The 16,939-nt window shown below is 45.5% G+C and carries 12 protein-coding genes and 2 tRNA genes; 8 read left to right on the top strand and 6 right to left on the bottom strand.

Annotation, left to right across the window (positions count from 1 at the left end):
* Positions 1 to 230: 230 nt before the first annotated feature.
* The 5 genes from LDL18_RS02200 (at position 231) to LDL18_RS02180 (ending at position 7,204) form a co-directional block, all read left to right on the top strand.
* Positions 231 to 3,368, top strand: a complete 3,138-nt coding sequence (locus tag LDL18_RS02200; protein WP_296506692.1) for a ligand-binding sensor domain-containing diguanylate cyclase — start codon at positions 231 to 233, stop codon at positions 3,366 to 3,368.
* A 180-nt stretch (positions 3,369 to 3,548) separates the two neighbouring features.
* Positions 3,549 to 4,163: a 30S ribosomal protein S4 gene (gene rpsD / locus LDL18_RS02195; protein ID WP_014849472.1), complete on the top strand. Its 615-nt coding sequence runs from the start codon at positions 3,549 to 3,551 to the stop codon at positions 4,161 to 4,163.
* 458 nt (positions 4,164 to 4,621) lie between these two features.
* Positions 4,622 to 5,602: an agmatine deiminase family protein gene (locus LDL18_RS02190; RefSeq protein WP_296506687.1), complete on the top strand. Its 981-nt coding sequence runs from the start codon at positions 4,622 to 4,624 to the stop codon at positions 5,600 to 5,602.
* A gap of 11 nt (positions 5,603 to 5,613) precedes the next feature.
* Entirely contained in the window at positions 5,614 to 6,462 is an 849-nt protein-coding gene (gene aguB, locus LDL18_RS02185) for an N-carbamoylputrescine amidase (RefSeq protein WP_296506685.1), read from the top strand.
* 666 nt (positions 6,463 to 7,128) lie between these two features.
* Positions 7,129 to 7,204: transfer RNA gene (locus tag LDL18_RS02180), tRNA-Val, on the top strand.
* A gap of 274 nt (positions 7,205 to 7,478) precedes the next feature.
* Here the strand turns inward: LDL18_RS02180 and LDL18_RS02175 are convergent.
* Positions 7,479 to 8,324 carry an SDR family oxidoreductase gene (locus LDL18_RS02175; protein ID WP_296506683.1) on the bottom strand — a complete coding sequence of 282 codons (846 nt, stop codon included), beginning with the start codon at positions 8,322 to 8,324 and terminating at the stop codon, positions 7,479 to 7,481.
* 443 nt (positions 8,325 to 8,767) lie between these two features.
* Between LDL18_RS02175 and LDL18_RS02170 the strand changes: the two genes are divergently transcribed.
* The gene (locus LDL18_RS02170; RefSeq protein WP_296506681.1) at positions 8,768 to 9,280 is read left to right on the top strand and encodes a molecular chaperone Tir; all 513 of its coding nucleotides are present in this window, start codon (positions 8,768 to 8,770) and stop codon (positions 9,278 to 9,280) included.
* A 286-nt stretch (positions 9,281 to 9,566) separates the two neighbouring features.
* Here the strand turns inward: LDL18_RS02170 and rnc are convergent, their stop codons facing one another.
* The gene (gene rnc / locus LDL18_RS02165) at positions 9,567 to 10,307 is read right to left on the bottom strand and encodes a ribonuclease III (RefSeq protein WP_011241161.1); all 741 of its coding nucleotides are present in this window, start codon (positions 10,305 to 10,307) and stop codon (positions 9,567 to 9,569) included.
* Between the two features lie 153 nt (positions 10,308 to 10,460).
* Between rnc and LDL18_RS02160 the strand changes: the two genes are divergently transcribed.
* A tRNA-Thr gene (locus LDL18_RS02160) sits at positions 10,461 to 10,536 on the top strand.
* A gap of 67 nt (positions 10,537 to 10,603) precedes the next feature.
* Here the strand turns inward: LDL18_RS02160 and LDL18_RS02155 are convergent.
* The 4 genes from LDL18_RS02155 to LDL18_RS02140 all read right to left on the bottom strand — a co-directional run bounded on the left by LDL18_RS02155 (position 10,604) and on the right by LDL18_RS02140 (position 16,095).
* Complete coding sequence (locus LDL18_RS02155; RefSeq protein ID WP_296506676.1) at positions 10,604 to 12,037, bottom strand: outer membrane beta-barrel protein; 1,434 nt, start codon at positions 12,035 to 12,037, stop codon at positions 10,604 to 10,606.
* 44 nt (positions 12,038 to 12,081) lie between these two features.
* Positions 12,082 to 13,491 (bottom strand): ethanolamine permease, encoded by a 1,410-nt coding sequence (gene eat, locus LDL18_RS02150; protein WP_296506673.1) that lies wholly within the window; start codon positions 13,489 to 13,491, stop codon positions 12,082 to 12,084.
* A 319-nt stretch (positions 13,492 to 13,810) separates the two neighbouring features.
* Complete coding sequence (locus tag LDL18_RS02145; protein WP_296506672.1) at positions 13,811 to 14,881, bottom strand: AraC family transcriptional regulator; 1,071 nt, start codon at positions 14,879 to 14,881, stop codon at positions 13,811 to 13,813.
* A 203-nt stretch (positions 14,882 to 15,084) separates the two neighbouring features.
* Positions 15,085 to 16,095 (bottom strand): phosphotransferase, encoded by a 1,011-nt coding sequence (locus tag LDL18_RS02140; RefSeq protein ID WP_296506670.1) that lies wholly within the window; start codon positions 16,093 to 16,095, stop codon positions 15,085 to 15,087.
* 218 nt (positions 16,096 to 16,313) lie between these two features.
* Between LDL18_RS02140 and LDL18_RS02135 the strand changes: the two genes are divergently transcribed.
* On the top strand, positions 16,314 to 16,939 hold a 626-nt coding region (locus LDL18_RS02135), incomplete at its 3' end, for an aminotransferase class III-fold pyridoxal phosphate-dependent enzyme (protein ID WP_296506668.1).

Raw genomic sequence — 16,939 nt, 5'->3', positions numbered from 1 at the left:
ATAAAACTATCAAATAAACCCATAATTTTTTATCTATATTTTATTTTTAAGGAATTATTTTTTTTAAAATATTTATGATAAATTTCTTTCTATAGAATGTTAGTTTAGTTTTTTATTACATGACACTGTTCAACATGAGAATATCGGGCAAATCGAAAAGGCCAAAATTCTATCGGTTTTTATTACCGATATTTTTATGGTGTCTTTTTTTAGGCATACCCGTTCAGGCAATGCTTGCGCATGGTCGCCCGCTATTGTCTCATTGGGAAGGCATATCTTCGCGTTCAGCGAATGAAGACATCAAATGTCGGGCAGAAAAAACCTTTCACTTGCCCGGTGTTATCGATTCTATGCATGGTTGGCAGAATTTCCAATCTGCTTTTTTTACCGATATGGGCGCTATCCCGAATCTGCCGCAAACAACGGTCAATGCAATTATGCAGGATTCGGATGGCTTGATATGGATCAATATTGCGAATGGCCTATTTCGCTTTGACGGGCTTCATATCCAGCTATTCAGGCCGCAAGCCAATCAGCCCCATAGTTTGCCCGACAGTATTATTCGCACCATGCGCCCCCAAAATAGTGGTGGTTTTCTATTAGGAACGGCAACGGCGGGCGTTATCCGTTTCGATCCTAAAAACAATTATTTTGACCCGATATCTTCAGATGCCCCGACAGGGCGCGGCCTATCTATCCAAGTTATTGCTTCGGATAACCACAACGGTTTTTGGGTTATTTCCGATGCCGGAATTGGACATCTAAAAGCGGGTAGTAACTCTATTCATTACGAAAAAAAGCTGCCCTTTTCGGATAAGAAAGACATCCATCATATTACTGATCTTTTGGTAACAAAGGATAATCGCCTGTGGATTGCCAGTAATGATGGTCTTTTTTCCCGCCGAAAAGAGAATGACGTTTTTACAGAGCTTCGTTCTTCGGAAAAGGAAATAGATACCCTTTTAACTAGCCAGATTACGGCGCTCTATCAAGATCGCGACGATAGATTATGGGTTGGATCAGCCTTTCATGGTGGTCTTTATATGACCGCGGATGGCCGTTTTTATCAGCCCAAACCGTTAAAAGCCTCATCACCCTATTTGAATTACAGAAGTATTCACGGCTTTGCCGAATTACCGGATAATCATATCTGGATTGCGACCATGGGTGGCGGTATTATTGATTATGCCTTTTGGACAGCTGGAACCAAAGGGAAATTATGCGCACCTCCGGGAGAAGAATATACCGGATATGTCAGAACATGGACGCATAATCCGCTGAATGACCATTCTGTAAGCGGCAATAATATCCTGTCTCTTATGGCTGACCGTGATGACGGTATCTGGATTGCAACCGATCGCGGTGTATCCAGATGGAATCCTCATCCCTCTATTGCCTTTAATTTGCCTGATATTCTGGTCGATAAAAACGGCATGATTAGCGATTCAATTGAAGCATTGTTAGCCGATGAAAAAGGCCGAATATGGGTTGGTCTTCAAAATGGCATGATCAACATGATCGACCAGCAAAGAAGCCAGATTAAGAAAATAAGTCTGAAAGGCTTGCAAATGGCGCAGCCAGTCCGAGCCTTTTTACAGGCAAAGGATGGCGCTATTCTAGCGGGTTCATTGGGGCTTGCTCGGATTGATCCGAATAATTTTTCAACCACCGCTATCATGGATGATATTTTAGGCAAAGAGACGATTACAGCCCTAGCTGAGACCAAATATAATCTTTTTATCGGAACGAATAGCGGTCTTTACGTCAAAGATAGAGGCACCGAAAAAGTTACTCATTTTACTCATAATATCGATGACAAAAACAGCCTGATTGGCGACCATATCAAAGACATTGCCGTGCGGTCGAATGAAGAAGTCTGGATCGCAACAACCGATGGTATCAGTATTCATGACACGCATCGCTCTGGATTTAATAATCTATTAGGAAAGCCAGATGAACGGCTGCTTTTTTCCCATAGCTTTGTAACATCCCTCGCGACAGACAATGATAATAGTATGTTGGTTGGTAGTTTTAATGGGATTAGCCATCTCTTTCCGACAAAAAATGGATATAATTTCAATAATATCTACCGGAAAAATAAACCTTCATCGAATGAGATCAATCGCCTGATTGTCGATAAATTCGGTCATATCTGGTCATCCAGTCCCGACGGTATTTCGGTTTTTGATTCCGTTAACAGACAAAGTCATTTTTTGGGGCAGCGTGACCATGTTTCGAGTGGTCATTTTAGCCAGAGAGCGTCTGTCTTAACCGAAGACGGGTCAATCCTTTTCGGTGGCACCAACGGGTTAACCGTTATTGCGCCTGAACAAATCCTGTTTTCGCCTGCTCAATTAGGCAATGGTGGGAATAGTGCGACGAAAATTCAGATAACAGCGCTTGATTTGAACGAGAAAACGCTGCCTTTTGGATTGTTGCCCCATACTGACCAGATATTCGATATTCCACCCGGAACCCGATCGCTTCGTGTTGGCTTTATCTTGTCTGATTATAGTGCGCCTAATGATGTCAGATATAGTTACAAGCTGGAAGGCATCGATTCCGAATGGATTAGGATACCGGACAATACCCCGCCGGTGGCAATCTATACCAATTTGCCGAGTGGCCATTACACCCTGCATATGCGGGCAGAAGTTCTCGGTCTGCATTCTTATCAAAAAGAAGCGCGTTTTTTGTTTAAAGTTGCGCCGCGTTGGTATGAACATTGGCCCATTGGGATCGCGGTAGTGGCGTTAATCTTGCTGGCTTTATATTGGGCGGTCTTATTTCGCACCTTCTTATTAGAAAGACGCACAAGGCGATTGCAGCATTTGGTCGATGACCGCACCCATGAATTGCAGCAGGCGAATAAACAATTAAGTGAACTGGCCAATACTGATGTTTTGACGGGGCTTTTAAACCGTCGGGCTTTGATGGCTAAATTGAGCGAATTGCATCAGGATGCTTTGTTGAATAACAATGCAATCTCAATTGCAATGCTGGATGTTGACCATTTCAAAAAAATCAATGACCGTTACGGCCATCTGGTCGGTGATGATGTCATGCGAAATGCCGCTTCAATTATTTGCAATAATATCCGTCAGGAAGATTTTGCCGGTCGCTATGGAGGCGATGAATTTATCATAGCGATTTCGGCTTCGATTGAGATATCCCGCCATATCGCTGAACGGATACGCAATGAATTCACGAAAATAGTGATCAAGAATGGTGAAACAGAATTAAAAATTACGGTCAGCATTGGTCTTTTTGAAATAACAACAGAGGAATCTATTTCGGTTGCCCTCGATAAAGCCGATAGTTTGCTTTACTGGGCCAAAAATAATGGACGAAACAGGGTCGAATCCTAATATTTCTTGGCTGCAATCTTGACGAATAAGTTTTCGGTCGTCATAAGACATCCCGCAATTGGCTCCGCACTCCGGTGAAGCGGTAGTCCTGCCCGCCTAAGTTTTTACTTGGCAGCGCGGTTCCGGATCCGTCTTTCGGTTATGCCGAAATCTGATAACAACGCAATTGAGGTTATATCTATGTCGAAGCGTCATAGTTCAAAGTATAAAATTGACCGCCGTATGGGCGAAAATATCTGGGGTCGTCCTAAATCCCCAGTAAATCGTCGTGAATATGGCCCAGGTCAGCATGGTCAGCGTCGCCGCTCCAAAATTTCTGACTATGGTCTTCAGCTGAAAGCAAAGCAGAAGCTGAAAGGTTATTATGGCGATGTGACCGAAAAGCAGTTCCGTCGTTCTTATGATGACGCTTCCAAATTAAAGGGCGATACGTCACAGAATTTGATCGGTATTCTGGAACGTCGTCTGGATATGATTGTTTACCGCGCCAAATTCGCTCCGACCATTTTTGCTGCCCGTCAGTTGGTCAGCCATGGTCATATCCGCGTCAATGGTGTGAAGTGCAACATCGCTTCCCGTCGCGTCAATCCCGGTGATGAAATCTCTCTGGGCAGCAAAGCACAGGAAATGGCCTTGGTTCTCGAAGCCCAGAGCCTCGCAGAACGCGACATTCCTGACTATGTCCTGCCCGATGGTAACACGAAAGCGACTTTCGTTCGTATCCCGACGCTGGACGAAGTGCCTTATCCGGTGAAAATGGAACCAAATCTGGTCGTCGAATTCTATTCACGTTAATTTTTGGTTTTTCCAAACAGAAAAAGGTCAGCAGGATTTATTCTGCTGGCCTTTTTTTATGAGAATTTTTTAAAAAAATCCTGATTGGGGCAAGGTCAGAGCCAATAATCCAGCCACAAAGATAAGAATATAATTCTGGCGATGTCAGGATGTCAGGATGTCAGGATGTCAGGATGTCAGGATGTCAGGATGTCAGGATGTCAGGATGTCAGGATGTCAGGATAATAGCCCTAAAATGATCTGAGCAAGCACTCTTTTAATGATCCAAAATGCCAATCCTCAAAAGATAAAAATAATTTACTTCTACTGAGAATCGGGTGGGAATAATGCATCTCCATAGCCGGACTGATGCTAGAAACATTCCCGAATATCAGATAGATTTTATTTTTCCTGTTTTGTTATTTATTCCGTTATCTTAAAGCGCTTGTCTTTGAATTCTGTCGAGGAAGAGTTCCCTTATGCCTTACCATCAGCCTGCCGAGTGGATGCCGCATGATGCGGTTTGGATCGGTTTCCCTAGTGACGCCTCTCTTTGGCTTGAAGATTTGGAACCGGCGCAAGCCGAAGTGGTTGCTTTTGCCAAGGCTGTTTCAGCAAAAGGTGAAGGGGAAAAAGTTTATCTGGTGGTGGCTAATAAAGAAGCAGCCGATCAGGCTGTAAAAATGGCGGGATCGGATATTGAGGTTATCTGCCATCCTTTCGGGGATATTTGGTTGAGAGATAACGCCCCGCTTTTCGTCAAAGAGGGTGACAGAAAGGCGCTGGCTTTGTTCCGTTTCAATGGCTGGGGCGGGAAATATAATCTTGAGGGTGATCAGACTATTGGACGTGATCTTGCGAAGGATACAACCCTGCCCGTTTTAGAAAAAGATTGGGTTTTGGAAGGCGGTTCCATTGATGGTGATGGTCATGGATTGGTCGTTACAACCGAAGAATGTCTGTTAAACCCAAACCGCAATCCTGAATTATCGCGGGGTGATATTGCTCGTCATTTGCGGGATGATCTGGGTTATGACCGTGTATTGTGGCTGAGAAAAGGCCTGCATAATGACCATACCGATGGGCATGTTGATAACCTTGCTCGTTTTGTCGGTGAAAATCATCTGGTTGTGCCAGTGGCCACCCATCAGGATGACCCTAATCGGGAAGTCTATGACCAAGCCGCCCAAATCGCGACAGATTTTGGCGTGAAAGTCACCCGCCTGCCCTCTACCGGACGGATTACGATTGATGATGAGGTTGTTCCGGCTTCCTATATGAATTTCTATATTGGCAATAAGGTCGTTGTCGTTCCGGTTTATGGAGCCGAAAATGATGGTGCGATTGTTCAGGCATTGGAAGCCCTATTCCCAAGCCGAAAAGTCGTCGCCTTGCCTGCCGGTCACATTCTGACGGGGGGTGGCAGTTTCCATTGTATTTCCCAGCAATGGCCAGCCTGAAGGAATTATTGATGACTGAAATCACTGTAGCCGCATTACAGCTAGCTTTGACGGATGATATCCAGACCAATATTGACCGCGTTTCAGCATTGGTCGAGGAAGCGGCGGCCAAAGGTGCCAAGATTATTTTACCGCCTGAATTATTTGAAGGTCATTATTTCTGCGCAACCGAAGATGAGAGCTGTTTTGCACGCGCAAAGTCAGTGGAAGAGCATCCCGCTGTCTTAGCCATGCAAAAGCTAGCCAAGCGGTTGAAAGTGACTATTCCGACTAGCTTTTTTGAAAGCGATCCGCCCCATTATTATAACAGCCTTGCCATGATCAATTCAGAGGGTGAGATTATGGGCGTTTACCGCAAAAGTCATATTCCCGATGGCCCCGGCTATGAAGAAAAATTCTATTTCCGCCCCGGTAATAGCGGTTTTAAAGTCTGGGATTGTGGCGGCATCAAGATAGGTGTCGGTATTTGTTGGGATCAATGGTATCCTGAAACAGCGCGCGCCATGATGTTAATGGGTGCGGAGTTGCTCTTTTTCCCGACGGCGATTGGAAATGAACCCCATGATCCCGATCTGGATACCAGTCGTTTGTGGCGGCGGGCTATGATTGGTCATGCCGTTTCCAATGTCGTGCCTGTCATCGCATCGAACCGGATTGGTCAGGAAGGTGAGCTGTCTTTTTATGGTCATAGCTTTATTGCCGATCAGCGTGGCGATTTAGTGCAAGCCTTTGGCAAAGATGAAAGCGGCGTTTTGGTAGCTCGTTTTGATATTGAGCAAATAAGACAACATCGCGCGGCATTCGGTTTTTTCCGTGATCGGCGACCAGAATTATATCATCGGATTAGCGAAGACCGCTAAAATAAAATTTAAAGATTTTATTTTAATCTGATTGGAGGAGGCTGGCATTATAGAAACAAGATGCCAGCCTTTTTCATAAAGACTGGCTCTATTCCTAGATTATGTTGACAAAGGGTATCATTTAAGATCTTCAGGGATAAATTGAGGACAAGTTTTTGTAAGGCAGACTAGAGGCGAGGAGATCTGACGGACGCGGAGTAGAAGATAATAGAGGGTCTTCTTCCAAGCGAACGAGGCCGCAGCACGCGTCCAGCAAAAAAGGGTATATAGCGATAAGTTACGCGAAAAACGGCTTTTTCAGCTATCCTTCCTGTTATCCCGCCTCGCTTTAATCGAAAAAAGCACATCCCTTACGATCTACAGCATTACAAAGATCGTAATCATATCGAACGAGTGTTCAATAAGTTGAAGCCGTTCAGATGTATTGCCACAGGCTATGACAAAACTAGAGAATCTCTCCTCGCCTTCCTTCATATCGCCGCTGTAAAATTATGGTTACCTTACTTTACTTTGTTAACAGAACCTAGGCAGCGGAAGCGTTAGATGTTTTTCCTTTGCCTTGGCGTTCATTGAGGCGAGAATAAATTTAGCCCTAAAGCTATAATTTTTAATAATTTCTCTTGCACCAAGCGCGATAGTCTGGCATCGGGGTCTGGCAAAACGATAGGGCGATTAGCTCAGTTGGTAGAGCGCCTCCTTTACACGGAGGATGTCGGCAGTTCGAGCCTGTCATCGCCCACCAGTCCTATTTTATTTCCTTAAAATTTATTCTCAACTGCGGCGATCTATAGCGGCATCGGTTAGGCTTGCGGTTGTGTTGAGAACAAAAAAAAGACCCTGCAAAAAGCAGGGCCGAATTAAGAGAATTGAGAAAGCTACAACTATCTGCTTACAAAAGGGGGATATCTTTTGTAGTTCGATATTATAAAAAACTGTTATTTTTGTAAAACAGAAATATGTCCGTATTGCTTCATACTATTTCTTAATTTTAAACCAAATTGCAGTGGATTACCGTCTTAGGCTGGCGTTCCTGGCTTTATTTGATAGGCTTTCTGCACCAGAGGATCTTTCGCGCCCCCTTCTGGATTATTTTGCAATTTATCCCAGACATGATTGATCTGTTTTTCAATATCCTTTTCCATTTTGGCAGGCAGCAGATTGCGATAATGCTTGGTTTTTCCCGTCAGAACAGAAAGCGTTGTTGTGATAACCTCTTCTGGATCGAATTGTTCATGCGGGAAAGCGAGTTGACTATAGTCAAAAACCCTCTCTTCGGGGTTATCGCGCCAGCTTTTCCATGTTTCAAACATTCTGTCATTGAAACCCGTCAGGAAAGGCCCTGGGTTAATCGTCGCGATTTGGATGCCAAAATATTTCAGTTCTTTATCCAAGGCCATCGCAAAGGCTTCTATCGCATGTTTTGAAGCCGAATAAGCAGCCGTAAAAGGATCAACGGTAAGACCGGCGACCGAGGACATAAAAACAATTCGACCTTTTTTATTTTTGACCATCTGGCGGGCAAAGCCTTGCGTGAGCAAAATTGTGCCTATCACATTGACTTCAAATTGTTTCCGAAGATTTTCTGCCGGAATATCGACAACCGAACCGCCTTCGGAAATGCCAGCGTTATTCAGTAAAATATCAACGTCCCATTGCCATGCTTTGGCGCGATCAGCCGGGTCGGTGATATCCAATTTTTCTATTGATAAAGAGAGGCCGCGTTTTTGAGCTTCTTGCTGCAAGGCAAATATCTGGGGCTGGATTTCGACGGCAGCAATAACGGAATGTCCCTGTTCTGCCAAACGGAAAGCAATCTCTTTCCCAAAACCGCTACCGGCACCCGTAATCAGAATATGTCCCATGATGATTATATCCTTGGTTGTTCTTTCTATAACAACCAAAGGGACAAGATTTTGAGCCAAGCGGCAGGAATGGAAGGTCAGGAAACAAAATCCATTTTCAATATAGGGGGACAGGCCAAAAAAGAATGAAGGGCGACCAAATTTTGTTTTTGATTACACGGGGATAGCGGCTTTTACGCGAATAAAAATTCTGATTTTGGGTTTCTAAATAACAAGATAATAGTCTGCGCTCAATCGTGCGAAAAAATAGATATATAGTGAGAAAAAATGATCTAAATTTCATGTCATGCGTTTAACCCCATAGTAGATGTTGAAATGGTTTTGTCTTTTTTAAAAGATAATTTCGTATCTTTGTGAAGAACTTTTTTATCTGAAATTATTTGAATATTTTAAAATTAGGATAACCATTTTCATCATTATCTGTCCCTGAAAGGATCTGGATTATGGTTAACCAGACATCAGAAGCCTCTGCCTATTCTGCGAATTGTAAGGCTGTGGCTAAAGTTTTTGTCCAAACCAGCTATCATGGAGGTGAATTCGACCAGCCCATTTCCATGGATGAATTGGTTAAACGCACCGGATTATCAAAAGAAGATGTCAAAGACGGTATTGATGATTTAGGCTCTGAAATGGTGCTATTTCAGGATGATGGTCATTCTATTGCCCCTCATGCCAAATTATACGCCGTTTTTGACAGCTTTTGGATGGCATGGCGGCCAGCCGATGACGCTTTGACTTTGGCGAAAGCGATGGTCAGTGAGAAAAATTTCCCGACCGATCCATCGCAAATTAGTGATTTTATGGCTTGGGAACCGCGTCGGTTGAACCCAGCCATGACCTATTTGGCCTGTCATCATCTGGCTGAAACCCATGACAGTGGCAATGGATCACCGTGGATCTATAATCTTTTGATGAAAAATGCGGAAACATCCCGCTATGTTCATAACATGGCATAGTCATTAAAATTTTACGAAAAATCGGCAACTAACGAACAGCAGGCTGTCTTTTGAAAAGGCAGCCTGTCTTAATAAGCGTTATGTCATACTACTGTTGAATAAAAAGCTGTGAGTAAGCCAATATGCCCTTACCTCTGGCCTCTAATATATCGGCAGAGATCCGGCTATAATCGGAATAAAGAAGGCAAGAATAGCCGGACAGATAGCTTTTTACACAATAATAGGGCTGTGCCTTTGGCCTGCATTAGGTCAATGGCAAAAGCGGTCAGGCTTTAACCTTCCTTAGTTATTGCGCCAAAATATCCAAAAGCGCTTGAGCGGCAGCCGTTTGGGCTTCCTGTTTCGAAGAGCCTTCGGCACTGGCCTCACCGACACCGGCAATGGAAACCTGAATAGTGAAGCAGGGATTATGCTGGGGCCCTGTCCGACTGACAATTTCATAAACGGGCGGACGGCGGTTATGGGCGGCTGCCCATTCCTGCAAAGCCGATTTTGGATGTTTCGGAGCGGATTCCTGTCCCGTTACCAAAGGCGCCCAGTATTTATGAATAAGTTTACCTGCGGCTTCGATACCGGATTCCAAAAAGATGGCACCGATCATGGCTTCCATCACATCGCCCAAGACATTGTCAGAGGCCGCCGCGCCGTCATCACGCGCCTGTTTTCCCAGACGAAGCCATTGGGGAAGTCCGACAATCCGCGCAATGCTAGCGCAGCTAGCCCCTGAAACGAGGCTGTTTAATCGTCGGGACAATTTGCCTTCCGGTTCGCGAGGGAACAGGTCGTATAACCAATTGGCAATGACCAATCCTAAAACACGGTCGCCTAAAAACTCTAATCTTTGATAATCGCTGTTGCCATGACTGGGATGAGTCATGGCTCGTAAAAACAAGGCCGGATCTTTAGGCCGATGGCCTAAATTTTTTTCAATCCAGCTTATGAAAGCATCATTATTCATAATCTTAGCTTTTAAAGCCTTTTCTTGATTAGGAAACGTCTTTGTTCCAAAAAAGCGTTTATCAGCCAAAAAAGATGCCTCCTCTCTCGAGGAAAATGTTTTTTCTTAAGAGGAATCCTACAACAGCTTGAAAAGTTATAAAAATTTGGAAAAAATTGATTTTTTTTGCGAAGTAGCGATTCCCTTTTCTGTCAAAATGCTTTACTGGAAAGACGAATCACTGCCGGGTTGGCCGAATGGTTAGGCACCTACCTTGTAAGTAGCGACCATGGGGGTTCGAGTCCCTCACCCGGCACCATTTTTGATATCGCCTTTCTTTGGCTATTCCCCTGAAAATTGAGATAGATGCGTTTTCTAATCGAAGATTAGAAGCTAAGAATGGCATCGCAGCTGACCCAGAACATATTTCGGGTTCCGTTTGTTACCACCGGATTCATGACCGAGGCACTTCGGTTAAAGGGATGCGTACCATTTAACGATCTGTCCAGTCGGAGTTCTGGCCGTAAGGTAAAAGTCCCCTTCCCCAGATGATCGTTGATGACCGGCGGTCTCCATGACACACCAGCGGTCAGCTCGCCATAAGTGGTCGCAGGGGCGCTGTAATAGACATAAGGCCGATTTCGGAGGTAATTTCTGTAGGAATCACTACCGATAAATTGGGTAATAACCCCGCCCGTATTGTCGCGGAAGATTTCTCCCCGAAAATTCAGAGTCAGATTTTTTCGTAAATCCCATGCCACATAAGAGGTAAAGCCATAAGCGGTGTCGCGGATGGATTCATCCCGATCGACGATGATGTCTTCTGTAAAGGTGACCTTGTCGGTGAAGCGGTAGCTCATGCTGACTTCAACATTATATTGCATCAGCTTGTTGGCCGCCGAACCGATACCCGCACTCGTCCAGCCTTCTGGTGAGGTTACGGCTGTCCCAGAGTTACCCGCGGGCCCTAAATGGGAAATGGCGCGAATGGTCATTTTGTTATCCAGCAGATTTTTGAAGACCAGACCCGCATAGCCTTTGGGTTGTTTATTGACGGTAGCATTACCAAAAGTCGAAGCATTACCGGAATCTATGCCCAGCAAGACATCAATATCGCGAGAGACATGCATTGTCGCGACGATTCCTACCGTTTCAAAGGGGACAATATAATCCGAACTGTAGTTATAGCTGTAGAAAGGGCGCGCTAGGGCTGGGATACCTTCGACCCCCATCAGGCCATACATCTGCCCGACTTGGAAATCGATACCATGCTTGAAAAGCCAAGGGGTGTGAACATCAATATGGGCTTGGGTTGGCGCCCATTGATAGCCGCCTTTTAACGTTCCATCGCCCATACCTAAGGTAGGATCGACCCGCGCATCGGAACCATAGAGCATTTCTACCACAAAACCGATGCCATAGCCTTTCCCGATTGGGGTGACGGGATGGGAAATAGACGCGGTGATCTGATTAAGCGTACCAGTATTGGATTTATCGGTAAAATACTGCCCGAAGTTGCGGCCTGAATGGGTAACAGGGTTTCCATTCGCTCCCCCTTCAATCATGGCATGGCCGACAAGGCCGTCCCAATAAGACAATTTTCCGCCTTTACTGTGAAACAGATTTCCCGCTTCAAGAGCGGGTAAATCAGGGTCTTGTGACTGTTCATAGTCAGCTTTATCAGGAGCCGCCTTTTGCAAAAGCTCAGCCGGTGGGGTTGGCGTATCGCCCGTTTGGACTTCTGCCAAGGCGGGCGATTTCATACCGACCATGCCAATAAGACAGCAACCAAAGCAAAAAGATAAGGTGTAATAGCGCATGTCGGACATCCTTTTTTCACAAAAACAGTCGCTGCGTTGACCGCTTATTCTTCCGCCCCCTCGGCAGCGAGAATGGCAGATGTCGTGATATCGTTTTCTTTTGTTTTTTTGTTTTGGCTCCGCTTGTAGCTGTAAAGGCAAAGCGGGCAGGCAATGCACATTAAAAGCGCATAGATGAAGGAGATGCCGGCATTATAATAAATAACGGCGGCGAGCAGGAAAAATGCCCCAATCAGCGCTAAGGCAGGCAAGAAAGGATAAAGAGGCGCTTTGTAAGGGCGTGGTAAATCCGGCATGGTTTGCCGCAGGCGGAACAGGCTGACCATGCTCAACACATACATAGTAAGCGAGCCAAGAACCGACATTGTTACCAAAATAGCCGTAAGAGAATGACCGCCGAAAGACAGAACATCATCGGCAAAGATGGCGGCGATACCGACTAAACCACCAGCGATAGTCGCAGCATAGGGCGTTTGCAGTTTGATATGTAATTTCCCAAGCGTTGCTGGAAGGAAACCTGCCCTTGCCAACGCGAAAATCTGGCGACCATAGCCCATGATGATACCATGCAAGGAAGAAACCAGTCCAAAGAGGCCGAGGAAAACAAGCATATGTAACCAGCCGCTATGCGCACCGACCACATGTTTCATGGCTTGAGGTAGCGGATCATTCAAATTAGCAAGCTGATGCCAATCCATAGAACCACCGGCGAAAACCATCACACCGAAAGCAAGAGAAACCAGCGTTAAGATACCAGCTGTATAAGCGATGGGGATAGAACGGCGGGGATTTTTGGCTTCTTCGGCGGCCATTGCGACCCCTTCGATTGCCAGAAAGAACCAGATTGCAAAAGGCACGGCAGCAAATATCCCGCCAATGGCCTGAATGTCGAAATGGCTGGCAACACCCCAGCCGTCATGCAAGAATTGTTCCCATGAAAAAGCAGGCGCAACGACCCCCATGAAAACCAATAATTCAAAAATAGCCGCAACAGTGATGAAAAGTTCGAATGTCGCGGCGATTCTGACACCCACGATATTCAAAGCCATGAAAATGATATAAGCGCAAGCCGCCGCCATTTTAGGAGAAAGTGACGGAAATTGCACATTGAGATAGGAACCGATGGCTAGAGCAATAGCCGGAGGCGCGAATAAAAATTCAACTAAGGTCGCCATACCGGCAATAGCACCGCCCCATTTTCCTAAAGCCCGAAAGCTGTAGGCAAAAGGCCCCCCTGCCTGCGGAATAGAGCAGGTAAGTTCTGTAAAGCTGAAAATGAAACTGGTATAAATAGCCGCAACAATAACCGTCGCGATCAGAAAACCCATGGTTCCCGCGGTCGCCCAGCCATAGCTCCAGCCAAAATATTCACCTGAAATCACAAGGCCGACGGCGATGCCCCACAGATGAAAAGAGCTAAGCGTTTTTGAAAGCTTCGGAGATTTTTCTGGCATCTTGGAGGACTCTCCCCTTACCGGATTTTCTATAGTCACAAGAAAACCATATCGGCAATGAAAGCATATAAACTTGACCCTTAATGACAATTTGTTGTTTATTGAAAATAAATTTTAGTCTTTCGTGATAATTTACCGTTTTTAAAGAACTCTGTCGATGAAGAGGGATAGCCCAAAAACGGCTTATCAAAAGGGGTTTTCGGTAAGTGAGAGAGACAGGATAAGGATGTAAGAGGCGGTATAAAAATTATCCCGCACGGAAGAATTCCGGTGCAGGATCAAAACAAAGCCCTATTATTGGTTATCAGCGGCCTTTTATTCAGGCCTTGGGATGGGTGGCATAATTTTTACGCCATGCGCGGGGGCTGACACCGAACCAGCGCCGGAAAGCCCGCGAAAGAGCGCAGACCTCGGAATAGCCCAGCATAAAGGTAATATCTGAAATCGTTAGATGGGGTTGCTTCATATAGTCGATAGCCATTTCTTTACGGACGGAATCTATCAGCGTGAGAAAAGTGACATTTTCTTCTTTCAGCCGCCGTTGCAAAGACCAAGGCGTCATCACCATTTTTTCGGAAATCTTTTCAAGAGAAAAATCATCCTGTGGCAGCATGATACGGATGATCGCCCTCACCCGTTCAGGGAATGACTGTGGCACATTATGGCGGTTCAGACGACGGATGGTTTCCCGCATTACTGTCAATAAGACCGGTTCATAACCCGGCATCGAACGCATCAGGTCTTTTTCAGAAAGAACAATAGAGTTGCAGGGTTGTTCAAACCAGACAGGCGCACCAAACACTTTTTCATGTTCATCTGCTTGTTCCGGTCGATAATGTTCAAAATTGACCTCTTGTGGTGTCCATTTCGAGCCAAGCGCACTGCGGATGATGTTAAGAATCATCCCCATAGAAAGCTCGGCATCCTGCCGCCGTCTTGTAATGGCACCATGTCTGACCTGATATTCAAAATGCCATTGATTTTCCCGTTTTACAAAGCGGGTTAAGGTATCATGTTGGTGCCAGTGAAAATCTTTTGCGACATTGGAAAGGGCGTCACCCAATGTCGGAGAAGAAAGGCCAATATAACCGATTAGCCCAAGATTTTGTGGCTGGAATTGCTTGCCATAATGCAGCCCGAAATTTCCATTTTGGGAATCGATTGCGGCTTCTTCCATCAAGCGACAATAATTGGTGAGGCTAAGGCTGTGTGTTGGGCGTTCCATAATCGCCGGATCAACGCCGCATGACCCAAAAACACGATCAGCATCACCGCCTGTTTTTTTAATAAAATCGCCAAGTCCGCTTCCAGCGGCGGCAAGAACACCATGATGGACTTCTTCAAAAGAAGGGAGGGTTTTCGAGAAAGCTGTATTTAGAGAAGATGTCATATTTCCAGACTTTCCTTGGCATGCGGTTCATCAGGATAATGAGTCTATGAATATGCCCAAAATTATATCCTAAATGGATAACATCATATTATGTTATCAAATTGCAATATAAAATTTAAAAAAATCCCTTCCTTATAAAATAGCGTAATTTTATGAAGGAAGAGATGGAAAGTCTGGAAAGAGAGTCTGGCTTGGATCGTTTTTTAGGCGGCACCAAGCGGTGTTTTTCCGTCAAGATAGTCACGGCATAAGCGCACTGTATGGGCTAGCCAATCACCCCCTAAACTACGCGCCATATCGGTATCGGCATGAGAGCCGACCCATGCCGTCATCTGGATTCTTCTTTGGGCGAAAAGTGCCGGAAGAATATCAATTTCTTCGCGGGACAGCGACTGAACCCGATCATAGCCTTTCAGCCAGTTTTCGACCCATAAAGGTGAAGCCGGATGATGTTCTTCAAAACTGATAGCGGCCGCAAGGTCATGCAGATACCATCCGGTGCCGCAGTCATCAAAGTCAATCGCCCTTGTATTGCCTTCATGGATAAGAATATTGGTGAGCCTTAGATCGGCATGGATAAGGCCGTAACGATCAGAGGATTGACCGAATTTTTGCAAGGATTCAGCAATCTGTTCTGTAGCTTCGCCCATGATAGCGATGCCTTTTTGATCTAGCCCCGGAGTGGCGCGCCAATCGCCCCAATAGCTATGGCTTCCCACCATATTTTCATGATTCCAAATAAGGCGTTTGAAATTATCAGGTTTCTTCCAGCGTCGGCTATGCTGGTGCAGATGGGCGGTCACTTCCCCCAGTTTTTGAAATAAAGAGGGGTCAAGATCAGCCGTTGGCATGATGCCTTCTACCCAATTGAAAAGCACCGCATAGCGAAGCGCGCCATCGGGTGCTTTTAGGGTTTGAATCACTTCCCCATCGCGGTCAGGAATAGCTTGCGGCACCGTCAAGCCGATATCTTGTTGTAAGGCTTTCAGCCATGCCAATTCGCCCGCAATGCTTTGTTTGTCATGATAATGAGGACGGTGAAGACGGAGCGCGTAAAATTCACCTGAAGGCGTTGCGATTTTGAAAGTCGCATTTTCCGAGCGCGTTAAAAGCCGGATTTGCCCCTGATAGGCTTCAGGATAAGCCTTCATTGCTTGCGCTGCCAGTTGAGAAAGAATGGCGGTATCAAGATTATCGGCATGTCGGGAATTCATGTGGCAGACTCCTGAACGTTTATTTTCTGGAGTCATGATAAGAAGAGGTTGAGATTTATAACTTGGCTGGAGACGACCCTTTTTTGACCGCAAAGAAATAAAAGACGAAACTTTTGACATAAAAAAATTAAGAATGTCTTCTGCCGTCAAGTTTGTTTCAATGGTGACTGACATAATTGGAACATTAGTTTTCTTTTAATCCTGAAAAGGAGAATACTGTGTCAAGTCGCTCTACCATTATGGACACGAACAGTTTTCGGGATGAACATGCCGCCGCTTTGGATGAGGCAACGCGTTCTCTGACCGAGCGCCGTAAAGATCTTTTGGGCGCATCCTATCGCCTTTTTTATCGCCGTCCTGTCCATCTGGTGCGCGGAAAAGGGGCTTATTTATGGGATGCCAATGGGGATAAATATCTGGATGTCTATAACAATGTCGCTAGTATCGGGCATTGTCATCCAGCCGTTATTGAAGCCGTTTACGAACAGATGGGGCGGTTAAATACCCATACCCGTTATTTGCATGAAACCATCCTTGATTATTCCGAATCCATTTTGGCAACCATGCCAGAAGAAATTAATCGCGCCATGTATATGTGCACCGGTTCGGAAGCCAATGATCTGGCTATGCGCATTGCTTGTGAATGGTCGGGCGGCACCGGCATTATCGTGACGCAGGAATCCTATCACGGCACCAGTTTTCTGACCTCTGGTGCATCCCCTGCCCTTGGTAGCGGTCAAAGTCTGTCTCCCAATACGCGTTTGGTGCCAGCACCCGATCATTATCGTTTGGCAGGACAAGATGCCGGTGCATGGTTTGCCGCCGAAATACAAAAACAGATTGA

Origin of the sequence: Zymomonas sp., assembly GCF_020216885.1 — a bacterium.
Classification (GTDB): domain Bacteria; phylum Pseudomonadota; class Alphaproteobacteria; order Sphingomonadales; family Sphingomonadaceae; genus Zymomonas.
The sequence above is the reverse complement of the archived record's forward strand: the minus strand, read 5'-3'. Positions and strand labels throughout refer to the sequence as shown.

Excerpts from the sequence above, each read along its gene's own strand:
- LDL18_RS02200 (WP_296506692.1), top strand. The coding sequence starts at position 231 with ATGCTTGCGCATGGTCGCCCGCTATTGTCTCATTGGGAAGGCATATCT.
- rpsD (WP_014849472.1), top strand. The coding sequence starts at position 3,549 with ATGTCGAAGCGTCATAGTTCAAAGTATAAAATTGACCGCCGTATGGGC.
- LDL18_RS02190 (WP_296506687.1), top strand. The coding sequence starts at position 4,622 with ATGCCTTACCATCAGCCTGCCGAGTGGATGCCGCATGATGCGGTTTGG.
- aguB (WP_296506685.1), top strand. The coding sequence starts at position 5,614 with ATGACTGAAATCACTGTAGCCGCATTACAGCTAGCTTTGACGGATGAT.
- LDL18_RS02175 (WP_296506683.1), bottom strand. The coding sequence starts at position 8,324 with ATGGGACATATTCTGATTACGGGTGCCGGTAGCGGTTTTGGGAAAGAG.
- LDL18_RS02170 (WP_296506681.1), top strand. The coding sequence starts at position 8,768 with ATGGTTAACCAGACATCAGAAGCCTCTGCCTATTCTGCGAATTGTAAG.
- LDL18_RS02155 (WP_296506676.1), bottom strand. The coding sequence starts at position 12,037 with ATGCGCTATTACACCTTATCTTTTTGCTTTGGTTGCTGTCTTATTGGC.
- eat (WP_296506673.1), bottom strand. The coding sequence starts at position 13,491 with ATGCCAGAAAAATCTCCGAAGCTTTCAAAAACGCTTAGCTCTTTTCAT.
- LDL18_RS02145 (WP_296506672.1), bottom strand. The coding sequence starts at position 14,881 with ATGACATCTTCTCTAAATACAGCTTTCTCGAAAACCCTCCCTTCTTTT.
- LDL18_RS02140 (WP_296506670.1), bottom strand. The coding sequence starts at position 16,095 with ATGAATTCCCGACATGCCGATAATCTTGATACCGCCATTCTTTCTCAA.